The organism is Pleomorphomonas sp. PLEO (assembly GCF_041320595.1).
In the GTDB taxonomy this organism is placed as follows: domain Bacteria; phylum Pseudomonadota; class Alphaproteobacteria; order Rhizobiales; family Pleomorphomonadaceae; genus Pleomorphomonas.
In genome coordinates this window covers 4189682-4205157 of sequence record NZ_CP166625.1, presented here as the reverse complement: position 1 = coordinate 4205157, position 15476 = coordinate 4189682, and the positions used below count along the sequence as shown (strand labels likewise).

14 protein-coding genes are annotated in these 15476 nt (G+C 63.9%); 8 read left to right on the top strand and 6 right to left on the bottom strand.

Annotated features, from left to right (window positions below; all coding sequences use genetic code 11):
- The first annotated feature begins 95 nt into the window (after window positions 1–95).
- Both AB6N07_RS19530 and AB6N07_RS19525 read left to right on the top strand, forming a co-directional pair.
- Window positions 96–1088 carry an MDR family oxidoreductase gene (locus AB6N07_RS19530; protein ID WP_370674723.1) on the top strand — a complete coding sequence of 331 codons (993 nt, stop codon included), beginning with the start codon at window positions 96–98 and terminating at the stop codon, window positions 1086–1088.
- A 68-nt stretch (window positions 1089–1156) separates the two neighbouring features.
- Window positions 1157–2107 (top strand): DMT family transporter, encoded by a 951-nt coding sequence (locus AB6N07_RS19525; RefSeq protein ID WP_370674722.1) that lies wholly within the window; start codon window positions 1157–1159, stop codon window positions 2105–2107.
- Window positions 2108–2133: 26 nt separating this feature from the next.
- On the opposite strand, the gene apbC is transcribed toward AB6N07_RS19525, so the two are convergent.
- Window positions 2134–3249: an iron-sulfur cluster carrier protein ApbC gene (gene apbC / locus AB6N07_RS19520; RefSeq protein ID WP_370674721.1), complete on the bottom strand. Its 1116-nt coding sequence runs from the start codon at window positions 3247–3249 to the stop codon at window positions 2134–2136.
- 114 nt (window positions 3250–3363) lie between these two features.
- On the opposite strand from apbC, the gene mobA reads away from it, so the two are divergent.
- The 4 genes from mobA (at window position 3364) to AB6N07_RS19500 (ending at window position 6761) form a co-directional block, all read left to right on the top strand.
- Window positions 3364–4041, top strand: coding sequence for a molybdenum cofactor guanylyltransferase MobA (gene mobA, locus AB6N07_RS19515; protein ID WP_370674720.1), 678 nt, complete (start codon window positions 3364–3366; stop codon window positions 4039–4041).
- A 246-nt stretch (window positions 4042–4287) separates the two neighbouring features.
- Window positions 4288–5067 (top strand): ABC transporter substrate-binding protein, encoded by a 780-nt coding sequence (locus AB6N07_RS19510; RefSeq protein WP_370674719.1) that lies wholly within the window; start codon window positions 4288–4290, stop codon window positions 5065–5067.
- A gap of 156 nt (window positions 5068–5223) precedes the next feature.
- Window positions 5224–5934 (top strand): ABC transporter permease, encoded by a 711-nt coding sequence (locus AB6N07_RS19505; RefSeq protein WP_370674718.1) that lies wholly within the window; start codon window positions 5224–5226, stop codon window positions 5932–5934.
- A complete protein-coding gene (locus tag AB6N07_RS19500; protein WP_370674717.1) occupies window positions 5934–6761 on the top strand; it encodes an ABC transporter permease in 828 nt (275 codons plus the stop codon). Before AB6N07_RS19505 ends, AB6N07_RS19500 begins: the two co-directional genes overlap by 1 nt.
- 79 nt (window positions 6762–6840) lie before the next feature.
- On the opposite strand, the gene AB6N07_RS19495 is transcribed toward AB6N07_RS19500, so the two are convergent.
- Window positions 6841–7116: a glycine zipper domain-containing protein gene (locus AB6N07_RS19495; protein ID WP_370674716.1), complete on the bottom strand. Its 276-nt coding sequence runs from the start codon at window positions 7114–7116 to the stop codon at window positions 6841–6843.
- A gap of 174 nt (window positions 7117–7290) precedes the next feature.
- Between AB6N07_RS19495 and AB6N07_RS19490 the strand changes: the two genes are divergently transcribed.
- Both AB6N07_RS19490 and AB6N07_RS19485 read left to right on the top strand, forming a co-directional pair.
- Window positions 7291–8160, top strand: a complete 870-nt coding sequence (locus AB6N07_RS19490) for an NAD(P)-dependent oxidoreductase (RefSeq protein ID WP_370674715.1) — start codon at window positions 7291–7293, stop codon at window positions 8158–8160.
- Window positions 8161–8567: 407 nt separating this feature from the next.
- A complete protein-coding gene (locus tag AB6N07_RS19485) occupies window positions 8568–9137 on the top strand; it encodes a manganese efflux pump MntP family protein (RefSeq protein ID WP_370674714.1) in 570 nt (189 codons plus the stop codon).
- Here AB6N07_RS19485 and AB6N07_RS19480 read toward each other — a convergent pair.
- The 4 genes from AB6N07_RS19480 to AB6N07_RS19465 form a co-directional block, all read right to left on the bottom strand.
- Complete coding sequence (locus AB6N07_RS19480; RefSeq protein ID WP_370674713.1) at window positions 9127–10338, bottom strand: MFS transporter; 1212 nt, start codon at window positions 10336–10338, stop codon at window positions 9127–9129. The two genes, AB6N07_RS19485 and AB6N07_RS19480, sit on opposite strands and share 11 nt — an antisense overlap.
- A 59-nt stretch (window positions 10339–10397) precedes the next feature.
- Entirely contained in the window at window positions 10398–10943 is a 546-nt protein-coding gene (locus AB6N07_RS19475) for a helix-turn-helix domain-containing protein (RefSeq protein ID WP_370674712.1), read from the bottom strand.
- A 74-nt stretch (window positions 10944–11017) separates the two neighbouring features.
- Window positions 11018–13711: a DUF2339 domain-containing protein gene (locus AB6N07_RS19470; protein WP_370674711.1), complete on the bottom strand. Its 2694-nt coding sequence runs from the start codon at window positions 13709–13711 to the stop codon at window positions 11018–11020.
- A 69-nt stretch (window positions 13712–13780) separates the two neighbouring features.
- The gene (locus AB6N07_RS19465; protein ID WP_370674710.1) at window positions 13781–15262 is read right to left on the bottom strand and encodes a sensor histidine kinase; all 1482 of its coding nucleotides are present in this window, start codon (window positions 15260–15262) and stop codon (window positions 13781–13783) included.
- Window positions 15263–15476 lie beyond the last annotated feature (214 nt).

Genomic DNA, 15476 nt, shown 5'->3' with positions numbered 1-15476 from the left:
GTTTCCGCTGGAAATGCCGATCTCCGAGTTATTTGAAGGTCCTGGCAAAGCCGACATCGTGGTAAACGGCGGGGAAAGAGACGGAAGGACAGACGATGACCGATTTCGCCGCTGTGCTGCTCGAACAGGATGCCGAGGGCAAGACCGCTGCGCGGCTAACGCGCCTTTCGGAATCAGACCTGATGCAGGGCGACGTCACTCTTGCCGTGCGCGCCTCGGCTGTGAACTTCAAGGATGGCCTGGCCGTCACCGGCCGCCTGCCGGTGGTACGCCGCTGGCCGATGGTGCCGGGCGTTGACGCCGCGGCTACGGTGATTGCTTCGAACAATCCGAATTGGCTTGCTGGCGACGAAGTGATTCTCACCGGCTGGGGTGTCGGCGAGACCCATCTGGGGGCCTGGAGCGAGAGAATGCGCGTTTCCGGCGACTGGCTGGTGCGGCGCCCCAAGGCTTTGTCGCCGGTCGAAGCGATGGCGCTCGGCACCGCCGGCCTCACCGTTGCCGAAGGGCTCGACAGGTTGAGGCGTCATGGCGTCACGCCCGCCGATGGTCCTGTCGTCGTCACCGGCGCTGCCGGTGGTGTCGGATCGATGGCGGTGATGCTGCTGGCGCAAGAGGGGTGGAGCGTCACGGCCGTGACCGGGCGACCGGAGGAAGCCGCGCGGTTGCTGCGGCTGGGCGCCACCGAGGTGATCGGCCGCGATCTGTTCGCCGGCCCGGTAAAGCCGCTGGCCCGCGAGCGCTGGGCGGCGGCCTTCGACATGGTGGGCTCAGCGGTTCTGGCGCATGTTGTGTCGATGCTCAAGCCGGGCGGCGTTGCGATCGCTTGCGGCAACGCCGCCGGCATGGATTTCCTCGCCAGCGTCGCCCCGTTCATCCTGCGCGGCGTCAGCCTGATCGGCGTCGATAGCGTCCGCGTGCCGGCCGCGCGGCGGGAGGAAATCTGGCGCTACCTCGCCGACGTCGTCGATCACGATCGCCTTGCCGCCATGACGCGCACGATTGCATTGACCGAAGCCGTCGCCGCCGCCCGGCGGATCGTCGAGGGCACCGTCGCCGGACGAACGGTGGTGGCGATCAACGATTAAGGTTGGCAACTTGCGATGGGCAGGGGCGCGACCGTGGCATGGGTTGCTGCCTTGCCGTGAATCGTTCCATGAGCGATAGTGCGCGTGAGATCGACCGCTTCGAAGGCAAATCCCATTCCATGACAGATTTCCGCGAGACGCTGCGCGGCATCATCGCGATGCTGCTCTGCTGCCTGTTTTTCCTCGTCAACGATACCATCATCAAAGCGGTCGCCGAAGATCTGCCCCTCGGTGAAGTGCTGTTCATTCGCTCTCTCATCGCCACGGTGGTTGTGTTTGTCGCGGTCTGGAAAATGGGGCTTCTGCCCAAAGTGCTGCCGCAGACCTCGCGTTTTGTGTTGACGCGATCGATCTGCGAGGGCGTTGCCACGGTTGTCTATCTCTCCGGCCTGATGCACTTGCCGATCGCCAATGCGTCCGCCATCTCGCAGGGCGCTCCATTGGCAATTACGGCGGTCGGCGCGCTTGTCCTTGGCGAGATTGTCGGCTGGCGGCGCTGGCTGTCGGTAGTGGTCGGCTTTTGCGGTATCCTGATCATTGTCCGGCCCGGGCCGGACGGCTTCAACAGTTGGGCTTTGCTGCCCTTGCTGTCGGTAGCCATCGTCACTGTTCGCGAGCTTTCCACCCGTTTCATTGCCCCGGAGACCAATTCGTCGGTGGCGACGTTGATTACCCAGATCATGGTGACGATCGCCTGCGGCCTCTTGTCGGCGACCGAGGTGTGGCAGCCGATGACCGCGATGGAGTTTGGCCTGATCGTGGTTGCCGGTCTCAGCTGTATCTTCGGCGTCCAGTTTTCGATCGACGCCATGCGGCACGGCGACATCTCTCTGGTCGCCCAGTTCCGCTATTCCACCATCCCCTTCGCCATCGTTCTCGGCTGGATCATCTGGGGCGATGTGCTGGATCCGCTGACACTCATCGGCATTGCCGTCGTTGTCGGCTCTGGCGTCTACATTTTCTACCGCGAGCGGGTCAGGCACCAGACGCTTGCCAGCCGCGCCGAGCCCGGAGTCTAGCACCGGGCTCTTCTTGCTGGTCGGTCTTATTCGATGACGATGCGTGGCGCCGCTCGCTCGGGCTTGCCGGCCAGCGTGTCGAGAACGCGTCCGGCGATGGCGAGATAGGACTCGGCATGCGGGCCGTTCGGCTCGGTCGCGACCACCGGCTGGCCGGAGTCCGACGTCTCGCGGATTCGCATCTCCAGCGGCACTTCGCCGAGGAAGGGCACGCCGATGCGGCGGGCTTCCTGCGCCGCGCCGCCATGGCCGAAGATATCGTGGTGAGTGCCGCAATTGGGGCAGACAAAATAGGCCATGTTCTCGACGATGCCGAGCACGGGCACCTCGACTTTCTGGAACATGGCGACGCCGCGCCGCGCGTCGAGCAGCGCGAGGTCCTGCGGCGTCGATACGATGACGGCACCGGTCAGCGGCACCTGCTGGGCCATGGTGAGCTGCACATCGCCGGTGCCCGGCGGCATGTCGACCACCAGCACGTCGAGCTCGCCCCAGGCGCTCTCGCGCAGCATCTGCGTCAGGGCGGATACAGCCATCGGCGCCCGCCAGATCATCGGCGTCTCTTCTTCGACCAGGAAGCCGATCGACATTACCTTGACGCCGAAGTTTTCCAGCGGCACCAGCGTGCGATCTTCGTTCACCTCCGGCTTCTCGCCAGAAAGGCCCATCAGGCGCGGCACGGACGGGCCATAGATATCGGCGTCGAGGATGCCGACCTTGAGGCCACGCGCCGAAAGCGCCAGCGCGAAGTTGACGGCCGTGGTCGATTTGCCGACGCCGCCCTTGCCGGAGGCCACGGCAATGATCGACTTAACACCGGGAATGCCATTCTTCGCCGGCGCGGCGTGGGAATGGCCATGCGGGGCGGGCGCTGCCTTTGGTGCGCTGCCGGGCGCCACCTCGGCGGTCAGCGCGACCGTCGCCTTGGTGACGCCGGGGATGGATTTCACAGCCGTCTCAGCCGCCGCGCGGATCGGCTCGAATCGCGAGGCCTTGTCGGCCGGAACCGAGATCGACAGCATCACCTTGCCATCCTTCTCGTAGATATCCGACACGGCCCCGGCCGAGACGATGTCCTTGCCGGTGCCGGGCATGGTGATCTTGCTGAGGGCGGCGGCGACCTGGTCCTTGAGGCTTGGCATGGCGTGCTCCGAATGGTTTGGCTTCTACCTAATCCATAACACGAGCGACCGGGAGTGAATTTGCGGCAGGGCAATCATGCGGGCGGCTCGAATGGGGTTGTTCGGTTTCCTCCGATGCCGTTCACTGGGCAGATGATGAAATTGGCCGGCCTCATTCTCGCAGGGGGACGTTCGAGCCGCATGGGCGGGATGCCCAAGGCGCTCATCGAACTTGCCGGCGCGACGCTGCTCGATCGGGTCGCGACGACGCTGGCGCCTCATGTTGGCGATCTTGCCGTCAATCTGCCGCCAGACCTTGGCTTGCCGGACATGAAGCTTCCTGTCGTGCGAGATGCGTCCGCAACCTTCGAGGGGCCGCTCGCCGGCGTTGTCGCTGGCCTTCATCGCGCGTCGGCACTGTCGAACCGGCCGACCCATCTGCTGACCGCGCCGGTCGATTTGCCGTTTCTGCCCGTCGACTTGGCGGCGCGGCTGATAGCCGGTACGGATGATCAGGACGCCGTCGTCTTTGCCGAGGGGCCGTCGGGACGAGCGCCGCTCTGCGCACTCTGGCCGCTCTCGGTAGCGCCGCGACTTTTGGCATTCCTCGGGGGTGAGGAGCGACGGGTGGGGGCTTTCCTTGCCAGTGAGCAGGCCAGAAGCGTTGTCTTTGCCTCCACCATCGTTGGGAAGAAAGCCGTCGATCCCTTCTTCAACATCAACACCCCAGCCGACCTTGCCGAGGCCACTGAACTGATCGGCGTGGGTGGTCCGTGGTCATCCCGGCGTGCAGAATCCGGGCCGGCGCAATAATGTCCCCCGTTGCATCCCGTTACGGAATGAGATGAAGATGCGGGCGGATCGGCGCCAGCACAAGGTTTAGGCAGTGCGTCGGTTTGCCGAGAGGTTCGGGCGCGGTCGGCTGCTTCAACGAAGGATCTCAATTCCTCCGACGGCTGCGTCGAAAACAAGCAGGGGGCCGCCAGTCGGCTGCGACGACCGCCGTAGGGCGACCGGTTCGCGTCGGATGTGCCGGTCGGTCAAACACAGGGGATAACCATGAAATTCGCCAAGACACTCGTCACCGCCGCGGCTTTGCTCGCATTGTCGCTCGGCGGCGCCGCGGCCAAGGAGTGGAAGAAGGTCATCATCGGTACCGAAGGCGCCTATCCGCCCTTCAACTATGTCGATACCGACGGCAAGCTGAAGGGCTTCGACGTCGATATCGCGCTCGCTCTTTGCGCTGAGATGAAGGTCGAATGCGAGGTGGTTGCTCAGGATTGGGATGGCATGATTCCGGCGCTGCTCGCCGGCAAGTTCGACGCCATCTTTGCTTCGATGTCGGCCACCGACGAACGCAAAAAGGTCATCGACTTCTCCGAGAAGTATTACAACACGCCGCCCGCCATCGCTGTGCCAAAGGGCAGCAGCATCAAGGGCGTCACGCCAGATGATCTGGCCGGAAAGACAGTGGGCGCCCAGGTGTCGACCATGCATGCCGACTATGTTGAGAAGGTCCTGACCAAAAGCGAGCTCAAGACCTATCCGACCGCCGACGAGTACAAGCTCGACCTTGCCAACGGCCGCCTCGACGCCGCCAACGACGATGTTGTTGTTCTCTCCGAGTGGCTGAAGACCGAGGCCGGCGCCTGCTGCGAATTGGTCGGTACCATCAAGCCCGTCCCCGAGATCCACGGCCCGGGAGTAGGTGCGGGCGTCCGCAAGGAGGACACCGATCTGCGTGACATGTTCACGGCGGCGATCAAGGCGATCCGCGCCAATGGCAAGTACCAGGAGATCAACAAGAAGTACTTCGACTTCGACGTCTACGGCGGCTGAGCCGGGGCACCGAAGGTCAACGATTGAAACGGCGCGGGATTTGCTTTTTAAAAAGCAGTCCCGCGCTTGTTGCAGGAAAGGGATCCCGCGATAGCGGGAAGGCGTGGTGGCGGGAAAGGCCATCGCGGCAGAGGCGTGGACGGGGAGACCGGCCGGATGGCCAATTATATGGAACTGCTGTCCTTCGGCGACAGCGGCTGGGGTGATGAACTGGCGAATGGCGTGCTGGTCACGGTGACGCTGGCGGTTGCCACGCTGCCACTGGGCTTGCTGATCGGTTTTCTGATCGCCGTCGCGAAAAACTCGGCCGAACCGCTTCTGCGCAACGCCGCCCACGTTTACACGACGATCTTTCGTGGCCTGCCCGAACTTCTGACGCTGTTCCTCATCTACTACGGCGGCCAGATGGCCATGTCGGCACTCTGGCGCCTGCTGTTTGGCTATGCCTTCGAGGTCAATAGCTACCTTGCCGGCATGATCGCGCTGGCGCTGGTGTTTTCTTCTTATGCCAGCGAGGTGTTCCTGTCGGCTTTCAGGGGCATTACTCCAGGCCAATATGAGGGCGCCTATGCGCTCGGCCTGTCGCGCTTTCGCACCATGCTGCTGGTCATCCTGCCCCAGCTCATTCGGCTGGCGCTGCCCGGTCTGTCTAACCTGTGGCTCAACCTTCTGAAAGATACCTCGCTCGTGTCGGTGATCGGCCTCACCGATCTCTTGAGAAATACCAACATCGCCGTGGGCGTCACCAAGCAGGCGTTCTTCTTCTTTTTCGTCGCCTGCTCGCTCTATCTCGTGATGTCGATCATTTCTTCTTTCGGGCTAAGGCGCGTATCGGATTGGGCCGAACGTGGGCAAGGGAGCCATTGATGACTTACGTCGATGCCCCCTCCACACAGCGACCGCCCGCCGCCGCCCGCCGTCGCTGGACCGGTGCGCGCGTTACCGGCCTGGTCTTGCTGGTACTCTGGGCACTCCTGGGCCTTTCCATCGTCTACATGCTTGTCGCCGGCTACGATCCCGAGAAGATCGCCAAATACGGCCCACGTATCCTGAGCGGCATCTGGGTGACGTTGCATCTCGTGGTGTTGTCCATCCTGCTCGGTGCGCTGATCTCGATTCCGGTTACCATCGGACGTCTGTCGCACAATCCGATCATTGGCGGGATCGCTTTTGGCTATTCCTACTTCTTTCGTGGCACGCCACTGCTCGCTCAGACCTTCCTCATCTATTACGGCGCCGGACAGTTCACCGATGCGCTGAAGGCGGTTGGCCTCTGGATGTTTTTCCGCGACGCCTATTTTTGCGCCGTACTCACCTTCTCGCTCAATACGGCGGCCTATCAGGCGGAAATTCTGGCGGGCGCCATTCGGTCCGTGTCATCGGGGCAGTGGCAGGCAGCCGATTCGTTGGGGCTGCGTCATTTCACAACCATGCGTAAGGTCATACTCCCGCAGGCGCTGATCACCGCGCTGAGGCCCTACGGTAATGAGGTCATCCTGATGATCAAGGCGTCGGCGATCGCCTCGATCATCACCGTTCTCGACCTGATGGGGCAGACCCGCTACGCCTTCTCCAAGACCTATGATCTGCAGATCTACATCTGGGCGGCGGTGATCTATCTCATCACGGTGGAGGTGCTGCGACGCCTTTGGGAAATGATGGAGCGTCGCCTGACGCGTCATCTCAAGCGCTGACAAAGGACAAGGCCCGAAGCGGGAGCTCCGGGCCTTGGTGAAAAGTGCTACGCGATCTTTAAAAGCCGCGCACCTGCTATCAGTTGCAGGCAGCGCGATAAGGCTTGCCGTAGCGGTCGTAGGCGATGCAGTCTTCACGCGGTGCCGTAGCACCGGCGATCGCCGCGCCGCCGATACCGCCAACGGCAGTGCCGATCAACGCACCCTTGCCGCCGCCGGCAATGGCGCCGACCGCCGCGCCACCCAGCGCGCCAATGGCTGCGCCGGTGGTGACACGCTGTTGAGTCGGGGTCTGGTTGGCGCAGGCGCCAAGGCCGAGGGCCAGCACCGTGACTGCTACTGCGAGAACTTTCATGACTGCCTCCAATCTGATCCTGTCGGTGACTTCAACGCGTCAGCGGCAAAAGGGTTCCCCGCGCCGCGGCATCGCCGCCATCTGGTTCGCCACCGCGTCTTTTGTTAGATGCGGCAGGGACAAGCGCCTGCAACAATAAGCGAAAACACTACAAATAGATAGATGAGGGTCAAAATGGCAAAGGTCGTATTCCTCGGGCTAGGCGTGATGGGCTACCCGATGGCCGGTCACCTTCGGACGCGTGGCGGTCATGACGTCACGGTCTACAACCGAACTGGCGCCAAGGCGGACGCCTGGGTGGGTGCGTTCGGTGGGCGAGCCGCGCCGACCCCGCGCGAAGCGGCGGCGGGGGGCGATTTTGTGTTCGCCTGCGTCGGCAACGACGACGATCTTCGCTCCGTCGTGCTCGGTCCGGACGGTGCATTTGCCGGCATGAAGGCGGGGGCCATTTTTATCGACCACACCACCGCCTCGGCCGGCGTTGCCCGCGAACTCCATGAAAAGGCTGTTGCCCTCGGCCTCGATTTCCTCGACGCGCCGGTGTCCGGCGGTCAGGCTGGCGCCGAGAACGGCGCACTGACGATCATGGTTGGCGGCAACGACCAGAGCTTCGCAGCGGCCGAACCGGTGATGCAGGCCTACGCCAAGATGATCGTGCACCTGGGGGCGTCCGGCTCGGGACAGCTGGCCAAGATGGTCAATCAGATCTGCATCGCCGGCGTGGTGCAGGGACTCGCCGAGGCCATCCACTTTGCCAAGTCGGCCGGCCTCGACGTCGAGAAGACAATCGCCGCCATCTCCAAGGGCGCCGCCCAAAGCTGGCAGATGGAGAACCGCTGGAAGACCATGGCGGCCGGCAAGTTCGACTTCGGCTTCGCGGTCGACTGGATGCGCAAGGATCTCGGCATTGTTCTCGATGAAGGGCGACGGACCGGCGCACGTCTGCCGCTGACCGCGCTCGTCGATCAGTTCTACGCCGACGTTCAGGCTGACGGCGGCAACAGATGGGACACCTCGAGCCTGATTTCTCGTTTGGAAAAATGACGCTCAGGCTGGCGGCGATCCACCGCCGCTGGTCCCTTCGGGCATGGGTGCCATTCGCGTTTGGTGAGGCTGGCACCCGCTTTCCCATGGCTGGCTTGCGAGCGCAAAGAGAAGGCAAACTTTGTCAGGGCGATAGCGTTTTGTGCTCTTGAGCCTGCTGGCTCACCCTAGTTGCAAATGAGTGTCACTTTCAGATAAGTGTTTGTAATTGCTTGATTTTAAAGTCAGCTCCGGGTATCCGACACTCATCGGGGAGTAGCTACCGTCGCTTCAGACGGGACCGCGTCAACATGCTCGCAGTCTTTGCGTGGCGCGGAAGGCCGAAAGGTCCGGCAAGACCGTGGTGACGCCATCTTCGAGCGAGATGTGACGACGTCATCCGGTGTTGCGCTCGACTGGTATCGCCGATGTCTCCGATCTCCATCGCCGTGCTCGCTGTGGGCATGTCCATCGATAGCCTGCTCGCTTCGGTCGGCGGCGGCGCCAGTCTTCGGCGCCAGTGCCGTTTCTGCGATGCGGTGCTGGTCGGCGCGGTGTTCGCGGTCGTCCAGATGATCACCCCGCTGCTCGGCTGGGTCGCCGGCGCCGCCGCCAGTTCCTATGTCGCGAGCTTCGACCACTGGCTGGCCTTTGGCCTGTTGACGCTGGTGGGCGGACGCATGGTTCTCCTCGCCTTTCGCACCGAGGAAGAGGGCGCTTGCGAGGTCAGTTTCATCGGCACGCCCACGGCGCTGGTGATGACCGCCATCGGGACGTCCATAGATGCCATGGCCGTCGGCGTCTCGCTTGCCTTCGTCAAGGCCAACATCATCGTCATCGTGGCGGCGATCGGTGTCACCACGTTCCTGATGTCGGCCGGCGGCGTGATCATGGGGCGGCTGATCGGCAACAGATTCGGCCGTTCGGCTGAGGTCGTTGGCGGCCTTGTTCTCATCGGTCTCGGTTGTCTGATCCTGCGCGAGCACCTTACGGCCTGATGCTCGTGCCAAGATCCAGAGGCCTTCGCTTCGCCGCGAGTCGTTCGCCGAGCGCGAAACCCACAAAAGACAGCAGCGACAAGCCGACGACCAGTGGCGCGATCACCGGCCAGCCCCAGCGGCTCGCCGCGTAGCCAACGAGCGGCGGACCAATCAGCGATCCCAATGCGCCGAACTGGGCGAATACGCCGTTTGACGCCGTGACCAGCGACAGGGGAACGCCACTTCGCCGTAAGAGCGTCGGCATGCGGGCAAAGGCGACGGCGGCGACGAGGCCGGAGATGGCGTTGGCGAGGACGACCGCCACCGCGACAGTGGCGCCCGACATATGGGCTGTGAGCCCCTGGTTGGGAAAGCCTAGAAAAAATAGTGCCGCCGGCAGCGCGAGACCTATGGCGATCAACACCAAAGGCCGCCGCGCATCATCGCCGTTGCCGACGAGACGGGCCGCCGCGAAACTGCCGGCGATCGTCGCGGCCGACGTGAGGCCGGTGATGGCGCCAGCGGCGGCGATCGGCAGACCCCAGACCTCGGCAAGATAGGCCGGCAACATGCCGAGCACGCCGACTTCCAGCGTCGTGTAGAAGCCAAAGCCAACCGCCAGCGCCCATACCGCCAAAGGCGACACCGCGAAGGTAGTTTGCCGATGCTCGACCATGGCTGGCAGCCGGAAGGTTCGCGGCAGGGGCACCAGCACTGCGAGCGCCCAGAATACCAGAATGAATCGCCAGTCGATCAGGTCGGCGGCAAAGCCGGACAATATCGTGCCGGCGGCGATGCCCACCGGCACGAAGGTGCTCCAAAGGGCTAAGGCCGCTGCGCTGTCACGGCCCGCCGCCATGGCGATCAGGCTTGGCGCGGCGATGACCACCATCAGGTAGCCGATGCTCTCGGCGAGACGGGCGGCATAGAGCAACGCGGCGTCGGGCGCCGCGGCAGATGCGAGGCCGGCCACCGCGACAAGCACCGAGCCGGTTGCCAGCACGGCACGGCCGGAAAAGCGGGCGGCCAGGATGCCGGCGATACTGCCAAGAGTGGCGCCGCCTGCCTCGATCAGTGAGATCATCAAGCCGGCGCCTGTCAGCGTCAGTCCAAGATCGGCGCGGATCGCCGGCATCAGCGCCGCCATCTTGCCGAGCTGAGCGGCGGCCAGCACTCCGGTGAACCACAGAAGAAGTATCGTCGGCCAGCGTCCGGTCATTGTCGTCGTTCCTTTCGGACGACGGCTAGCAGCGTGGCCGGCTATGTTCCACGCATGAATTATGCGGCGCGGTCATAGAAGGACGTGACGAGCCGGCCGGATGAGCCATCGGAAAGCGTCACGCGCTCCCACAGCATCGCGCCGGGGCGGATGGGGATGTCGGGGTCGCCGTTGGCGCCGGTGTCGAAGGCCAGCGATGCCAACTGGCCGTCGTGCCAGCCAAGGTCGCCGAGACGGGCCTCTGCCGCCAGAATCTCCTCCGAAGCGTAGATGAGCAGTGATCGTCCCAAATAATCATCGATATCGGCATGCCAATCGGCGGCGCGGGCTGGCGAGGCGGCGAGCAGCCGGTGCGTGCGGTCGCAGATGAGATGGACTGGAGCCATCGACGTTTCGACAAGCCGCTTCAGCGCTGCGTCCTGCGCTGGATCTGGACGCGCCGCGAAGATCGTCTGCAGGGCTCGGGTCTGCTCGACGGTGAGCGGCAAGGTTCCGTTCTCCCAGCGCGACACAGTCGGTTGGGTGACGCCCATCAGATCGGCGAGATGCAACTGCTTCATGCCGGCAAGGCGGCGCAGATGCCTGAGCGGTAGAGCGGGAACCATAGCGAAGTGCCTCGATGACCGGCCTGACCGGACCATGAAGGATACGCAGCTCCTGCAAATCCGGCAAGCGGACCTTACCTGCGCCGAAGCACCGTCTGGTAGGCAAGACCGATCGCCACCAATACGCCGCCGAGGCCAATGAAGGACAGAGCCCGAAGCGCGCCAGTGAGACCGGCCGTATCGATCAGGAACACCTTGGCGACGACGCCAGTGACAATCACCGCTGCGACCGTGCGGATCGTCCGGCTCGCGGCGGCAAAGCCAACGCCGAGCACGACAAGGCCGAGCGCCAACCAAACGGCGGAGTAGGCGTAGAGCTCGCCTTCCTCGATGCCGCCCCAACTGAGATCGCCCGAGTGCCAGCCGGCGCGAACGGCAAGCGTCGCCCACATCGCAGCGAGAAGGCCGCCAACCGTCGCGGCGATGGCGACCGAGCGTCGCGGCAGGTCGGGTCGACGGCGCGCCACGCCCGCGATCAGGAAGGCAAGGGCGGCCGGCGCCAGGTAGCCAAGGAAGAGCGTGCCGTCGAAGGCGCCGCCATTGATCGGCTCGCCGGTGAACACCGGGTTGTTGACGATCAACAGACCGATGGCGGCCATCACCAGGCCGAGGCCGCCGAGGATGGGCGTTCCCCAGCTGATGACGACGGATGTCCGCCGGACGCCGAGCCAGTGAAGCCCCAGCGAAATGGCCATCATCATCATCGTCAGCAGGCTTTGTTCGGCGAGACCGGAGACCGGCGCGAACAGGTCGCCGCCGTTCATGGCATGATGAATCTCCAGCGTCGCCGTCAGCGCCGTGAAGACGATGGCGAGCGCTTCGAATACCGGCACGGGGCGCGGGTCGCCCGGTGTGCGCCCAAACCGCCAGGCCGCATAGGCGAACGACAGTGTCGGCACGCCGTAGCCATACAGGAGCGGGTTGAACAGCACCGTCGTGCCGAGATCGTCGCCAACGATGCGTGGGTCCCAGACGACACGGGCGATCACCACAGCAGCGACGGCCAGCGCGGTCGGCCGCAGCGCAGCGACGGGCCGTCGCGCCTCCACCCAGGCGATGGCCGCGACCAGGAGCGCCAGCGAGACGGTCAGCATGCCTTTCTCAAGCGCGATGGTGAGCGCCGCGCCGAGAGCCGCGACGCATCCGATGGCGTATGCGGCGATGACACCATCGCGCCCCTTGGCGTCGGCGCCAAGGCGACGATCGAGATATTCGGTGACCGAAGCAAGATAGCCGGCGGCGAGAAGCGCCGCGATGGCGAACGTCGGCGAGGCCGACAGGTCGTGGCTGGTCTCGATAAAGGCGAACGCGATAAGGCCCGGCGCTGCGAAGGCGCCAGCGACGGCAAGCTGTGGTCGACCTCGCGAGACAAGGGCCCCGGCCAAGCCCGTCACTGTCAGGATCAGCCCGAACAAGATGCCGATGCCGAGATAGTCGCCACCCGCCGGTAACGCGAGGAGGTCGGCAAAGCCAGGCACGGTTGGCTCGCCGGTCACCGGGTCGATGACGACGCCCGCCATCGTCACGTTGAGGAGGGCGTAGGCGAGCACGGTTGCTACGACCGCCGTGACCGCGAGGCCGCGCGCCGCCGGCCACTCCGATGCGAGAGCCACCAGAGCAAGCGCGAAGACGGCGACGAGGCCGACTGTCGTCAATCCGGTTCCCACAGCGGCCACGAAGACGAGCAGTGGCAAAGCGAACAGGCTGAGAACGCCAACTGCCGCTCGGTCGAAGGGCGCATCGGCTGTCCGGTCGCGCGGCGCATGGCTGGTGACGAAAACCACTGCCGCCAAAAGCAACGACACCAGGAAGTGGGCGGCGACGTAGAACTGGTTGGCACTACTGCCGAAGGAAACGACGGTGCCGGACAGCAGGAGCGACCACACGACATTGGCGACTGTGGCCGACACGGCCAGCCAACGCCACAGGCGAAGACTTGCTACGCCGTAAGTGGTGGCGGTGACCACGGCGAGATAGACCACCAGCGGCAAGAGCGCCGGCTCGGTGCCGGAGACGAGGACAGGCGTCACGTAGGAGGCGAGCAGGCCGAGCGCCGCCAGTGCCGGCCCGTGGCGGAGCGCCAGGGCCAAGGTCGCCACGCCAACGACGCCGAGCGCGACGAAGGCAATGGCTGGCCCAATCAACCCGTAGAGACCATAGGCGGCATAGACCGAGGCAAAGGCCGACACGGCGCCGGCAGCGGCGAGCACGCCGGGAATGTAGGCGCGCTTCGCCGGGCCGCCTGTCTCGGCAAAGCCGGAGCGGCGTAACCATTCGCCGCCGACAAGCAGCAAGCCTGAAAAGACGAGGCCGAGCAGCACCCTGGCCGCCGGGCCGAGCAATCCGGCTTCTATCGAATAGCGGACAAGGAAAATGCCGCCAAGACCAAGCGCCAGCCCACCGACCCAGACGGCCCAGCGACTGCCGATATTCTCTTCCAGCGAGGCGCGGGCGGCGAGCGGTGGTGTTTCCGCTGCCGGCTGCGAGGCCTCGTCGTGGCTTTCTATTTCTTCTGTCGGCTCTGGCGCGTCCTGAGCAGAGGAGGGTGCTTCGACGCTTTCTTCAGCGGCTTCGATTTCAGGAGCGGTCCTGGCGGTGGATGTCACTCCAACCGTAACCTCTGCCAATCGCCCGGCACGAAGCGCGGCTTCCAGTCGCTCAATGCGCCGTTGCAGCTCCCGGGTTCCGGCGAAGGCGATGATTCCGAGCAGCGAGCCGACGAGAACCGTCAAGACGATGAGGGCGGCAAAGAGCAGAAGGTCGTCCATGGCGTAACTGGTTCCCTTTTGGGAACCACTGATAACCGATTACGCGTATTAGCGGAATGCTTCCGACGGTTAGCCGTAGCGGCGCTGTCCCGGCTTCTTGCCGCGCCCCTGCGTGCCTTCTTCGATCGGCGGCATCACTTCCATGACGCGAGACGGCGGGAAGGTAATGGTCACTTCGCAGCCTTCGCGCAGCTTCGACCGCAGGTCCAGGGAGCCGTCGTGCATCTGCATCAGAGCGACGCAGATGGGCAGGCCAAGGCCGGTGCCCTGCTCGGCGGTCTGGATGGCGAGGGACCCCTGGCCGAAGGCCTGGAGCACGATGGGAATTTCGTTCTCGGGAATGCCCGGGCCATTGTCGCGCACCGACACATACTGGCCGCCGCCGGCCGTCCAGCCGAGGCGAATACGGATCTCGCCGCCGGGCTGGGTGAACTTCACCGCGTTGGACAACAGGTTGAGGATGATCTGGCGCACCGCCCGCTCGTCGGCCCAGATCTTCGGCAGGTCCGGTTCGAACTGCTCGATGATCGTCAAGTTCTTGGACTTGGCCTTGAGTTTCAGGAGGTGATGGCATTCCTCGGCGAGGAAGGAGAGGGTAACCGCTTCCTCATTGATCTGATAGCGACCGGCTTCGATGCGTGACAGGTCGAGAATCTCGTTGATCAGCTTGAGAAGATGCTGGCCGGACGTGTGGATGTCGGCGGCATATCCCTTGTAATGCTCGTTGCCGACCGGTCCGAACACCTCGTTCATCATGATCTCGGAGAAGCCGAGGATGGCGTTGAGGGGCGTCCTGAGCTCATGGCTCATGGTCGCGAGGAACCGGGACTTGGCGAGATTGGCTTCCTCGGCGCGGCGGCGGCTATCGTCGGAAATCACCTTGGCCTGTTCGAGTTCGACGATCAGCGCATCCTTCTCGACGCGGAACTCCATCATCGTCAGTGTCGACTGATGCAGGCGATAGGCGAGCAGGACGAAGAAGATTTCCGCCAGCACAAGGAAGCTGGCCATCGAATAGTCGACGAAGCCTCGGCCCATGGCGAGCTTCAGGGCGCCGCCGACGGCGATTGGCAGTGTACTCAGCACCACCGCGCGCGGCAGGTTGCTCGTCACCATCGCCAAAACGGCAATGGCTGTGAGAAGCGCCCCAAAGGCGAAGGTGCCTGTGCCACCGAAGATGGCGCCCGGCAGGAAGAACAAGGCCGAGAAGACCAGGCCGAACAGCGCCTCGGCGATCAGGAACTGCCGACGCCAATAGCGAAGGTTTACCGACCCGGCCGGGGTCTGGCTGAAACGCCGGGCGATCAAGCCAATCAGGGTGTGGGCGATCAAAACGGCGCCGGCCCAGACCGTGACGTACCGGTAGGTCATCCAGTAAGCGGCGATGCCGCCCAGCGCCAGAATGAGCAGCCCAACCGGCAGCCAGCTCGAGAGGCGGTTACGCGCATATTCCAGCAGGATTTCGTAATCAAAGGCTGGCCGCGTGCCGGAGTCTGAAGACAAGCGTTCGCGCACGTCCCGCACCGCGCGAGTCACATCGCGGCGGCGCATGGATCGTTGCCTGTTTTGCTCCAGGCGGGCGGTCTGCTTCTGGTCCGAGCCCAGGATCATGCTTGATGTCAACTTCCAGCCAATGGTCCAGCCACACTAAAGCCCAATTTTCCCTAACGGCCGGTTCGTTCTTATGGTTAACAATTGGTATCCAAATGCCTACGCAACGATACAAACCGAACGACGCTTGACAAAATGGAGAAAAAATTTCTTA

Excerpts from the sequence above, each read along its gene's own strand:
- AB6N07_RS19530 (WP_370674723.1), top strand. The coding sequence starts at position 96 with ATGACCGATTTCGCCGCTGTGCTGCTCGAACAGGATGCCGAGGGCAAG.
- AB6N07_RS19525 (WP_370674722.1), top strand. The coding sequence starts at position 1,157 with ATGAGCGATAGTGCGCGTGAGATCGACCGCTTCGAAGGCAAATCCCAT.
- apbC (WP_370674721.1), bottom strand. The coding sequence starts at position 3,249 with ATGCCAAGCCTCAAGGACCAGGTCGCCGCCGCCCTCAGCAAGATCACC.
- mobA (WP_370674720.1), top strand. The coding sequence starts at position 3,364 with ATGCCGTTCACTGGGCAGATGATGAAATTGGCCGGCCTCATTCTCGCA.
- AB6N07_RS19510 (WP_370674719.1), top strand. The coding sequence starts at position 4,288 with ATGAAATTCGCCAAGACACTCGTCACCGCCGCGGCTTTGCTCGCATTG.
- AB6N07_RS19505 (WP_370674718.1), top strand. The coding sequence starts at position 5,224 with ATGGCCAATTATATGGAACTGCTGTCCTTCGGCGACAGCGGCTGGGGT.
- AB6N07_RS19500 (WP_370674717.1), top strand. The coding sequence starts at position 5,934 with ATGACTTACGTCGATGCCCCCTCCACACAGCGACCGCCCGCCGCCGCC.
- AB6N07_RS19495 (WP_370674716.1), bottom strand. The coding sequence starts at position 7,116 with ATGAAAGTTCTCGCAGTAGCAGTCACGGTGCTGGCCCTCGGCCTTGGC.
- AB6N07_RS19490 (WP_370674715.1), top strand. The coding sequence starts at position 7,291 with ATGGCAAAGGTCGTATTCCTCGGGCTAGGCGTGATGGGCTACCCGATG.
- AB6N07_RS19485 (WP_370674714.1), top strand. The coding sequence starts at position 8,568 with ATGTCTCCGATCTCCATCGCCGTGCTCGCTGTGGGCATGTCCATCGAT.
- AB6N07_RS19480 (WP_370674713.1), bottom strand. The coding sequence starts at position 10,338 with ATGACCGGACGCTGGCCGACGATACTTCTTCTGTGGTTCACCGGAGTG.
- AB6N07_RS19475 (WP_370674712.1), bottom strand. The coding sequence starts at position 10,943 with ATGGTTCCCGCTCTACCGCTCAGGCATCTGCGCCGCCTTGCCGGCATG.
- AB6N07_RS19470 (WP_370674711.1), bottom strand. The coding sequence starts at position 13,711 with ATGGACGACCTTCTGCTCTTTGCCGCCCTCATCGTCTTGACGGTTCTC.
- AB6N07_RS19465 (WP_370674710.1), bottom strand. The coding sequence starts at position 15,262 with ATGCGCCGCCGCGATGTGACTCGCGCGGTGCGGGACGTGCGCGAACGC.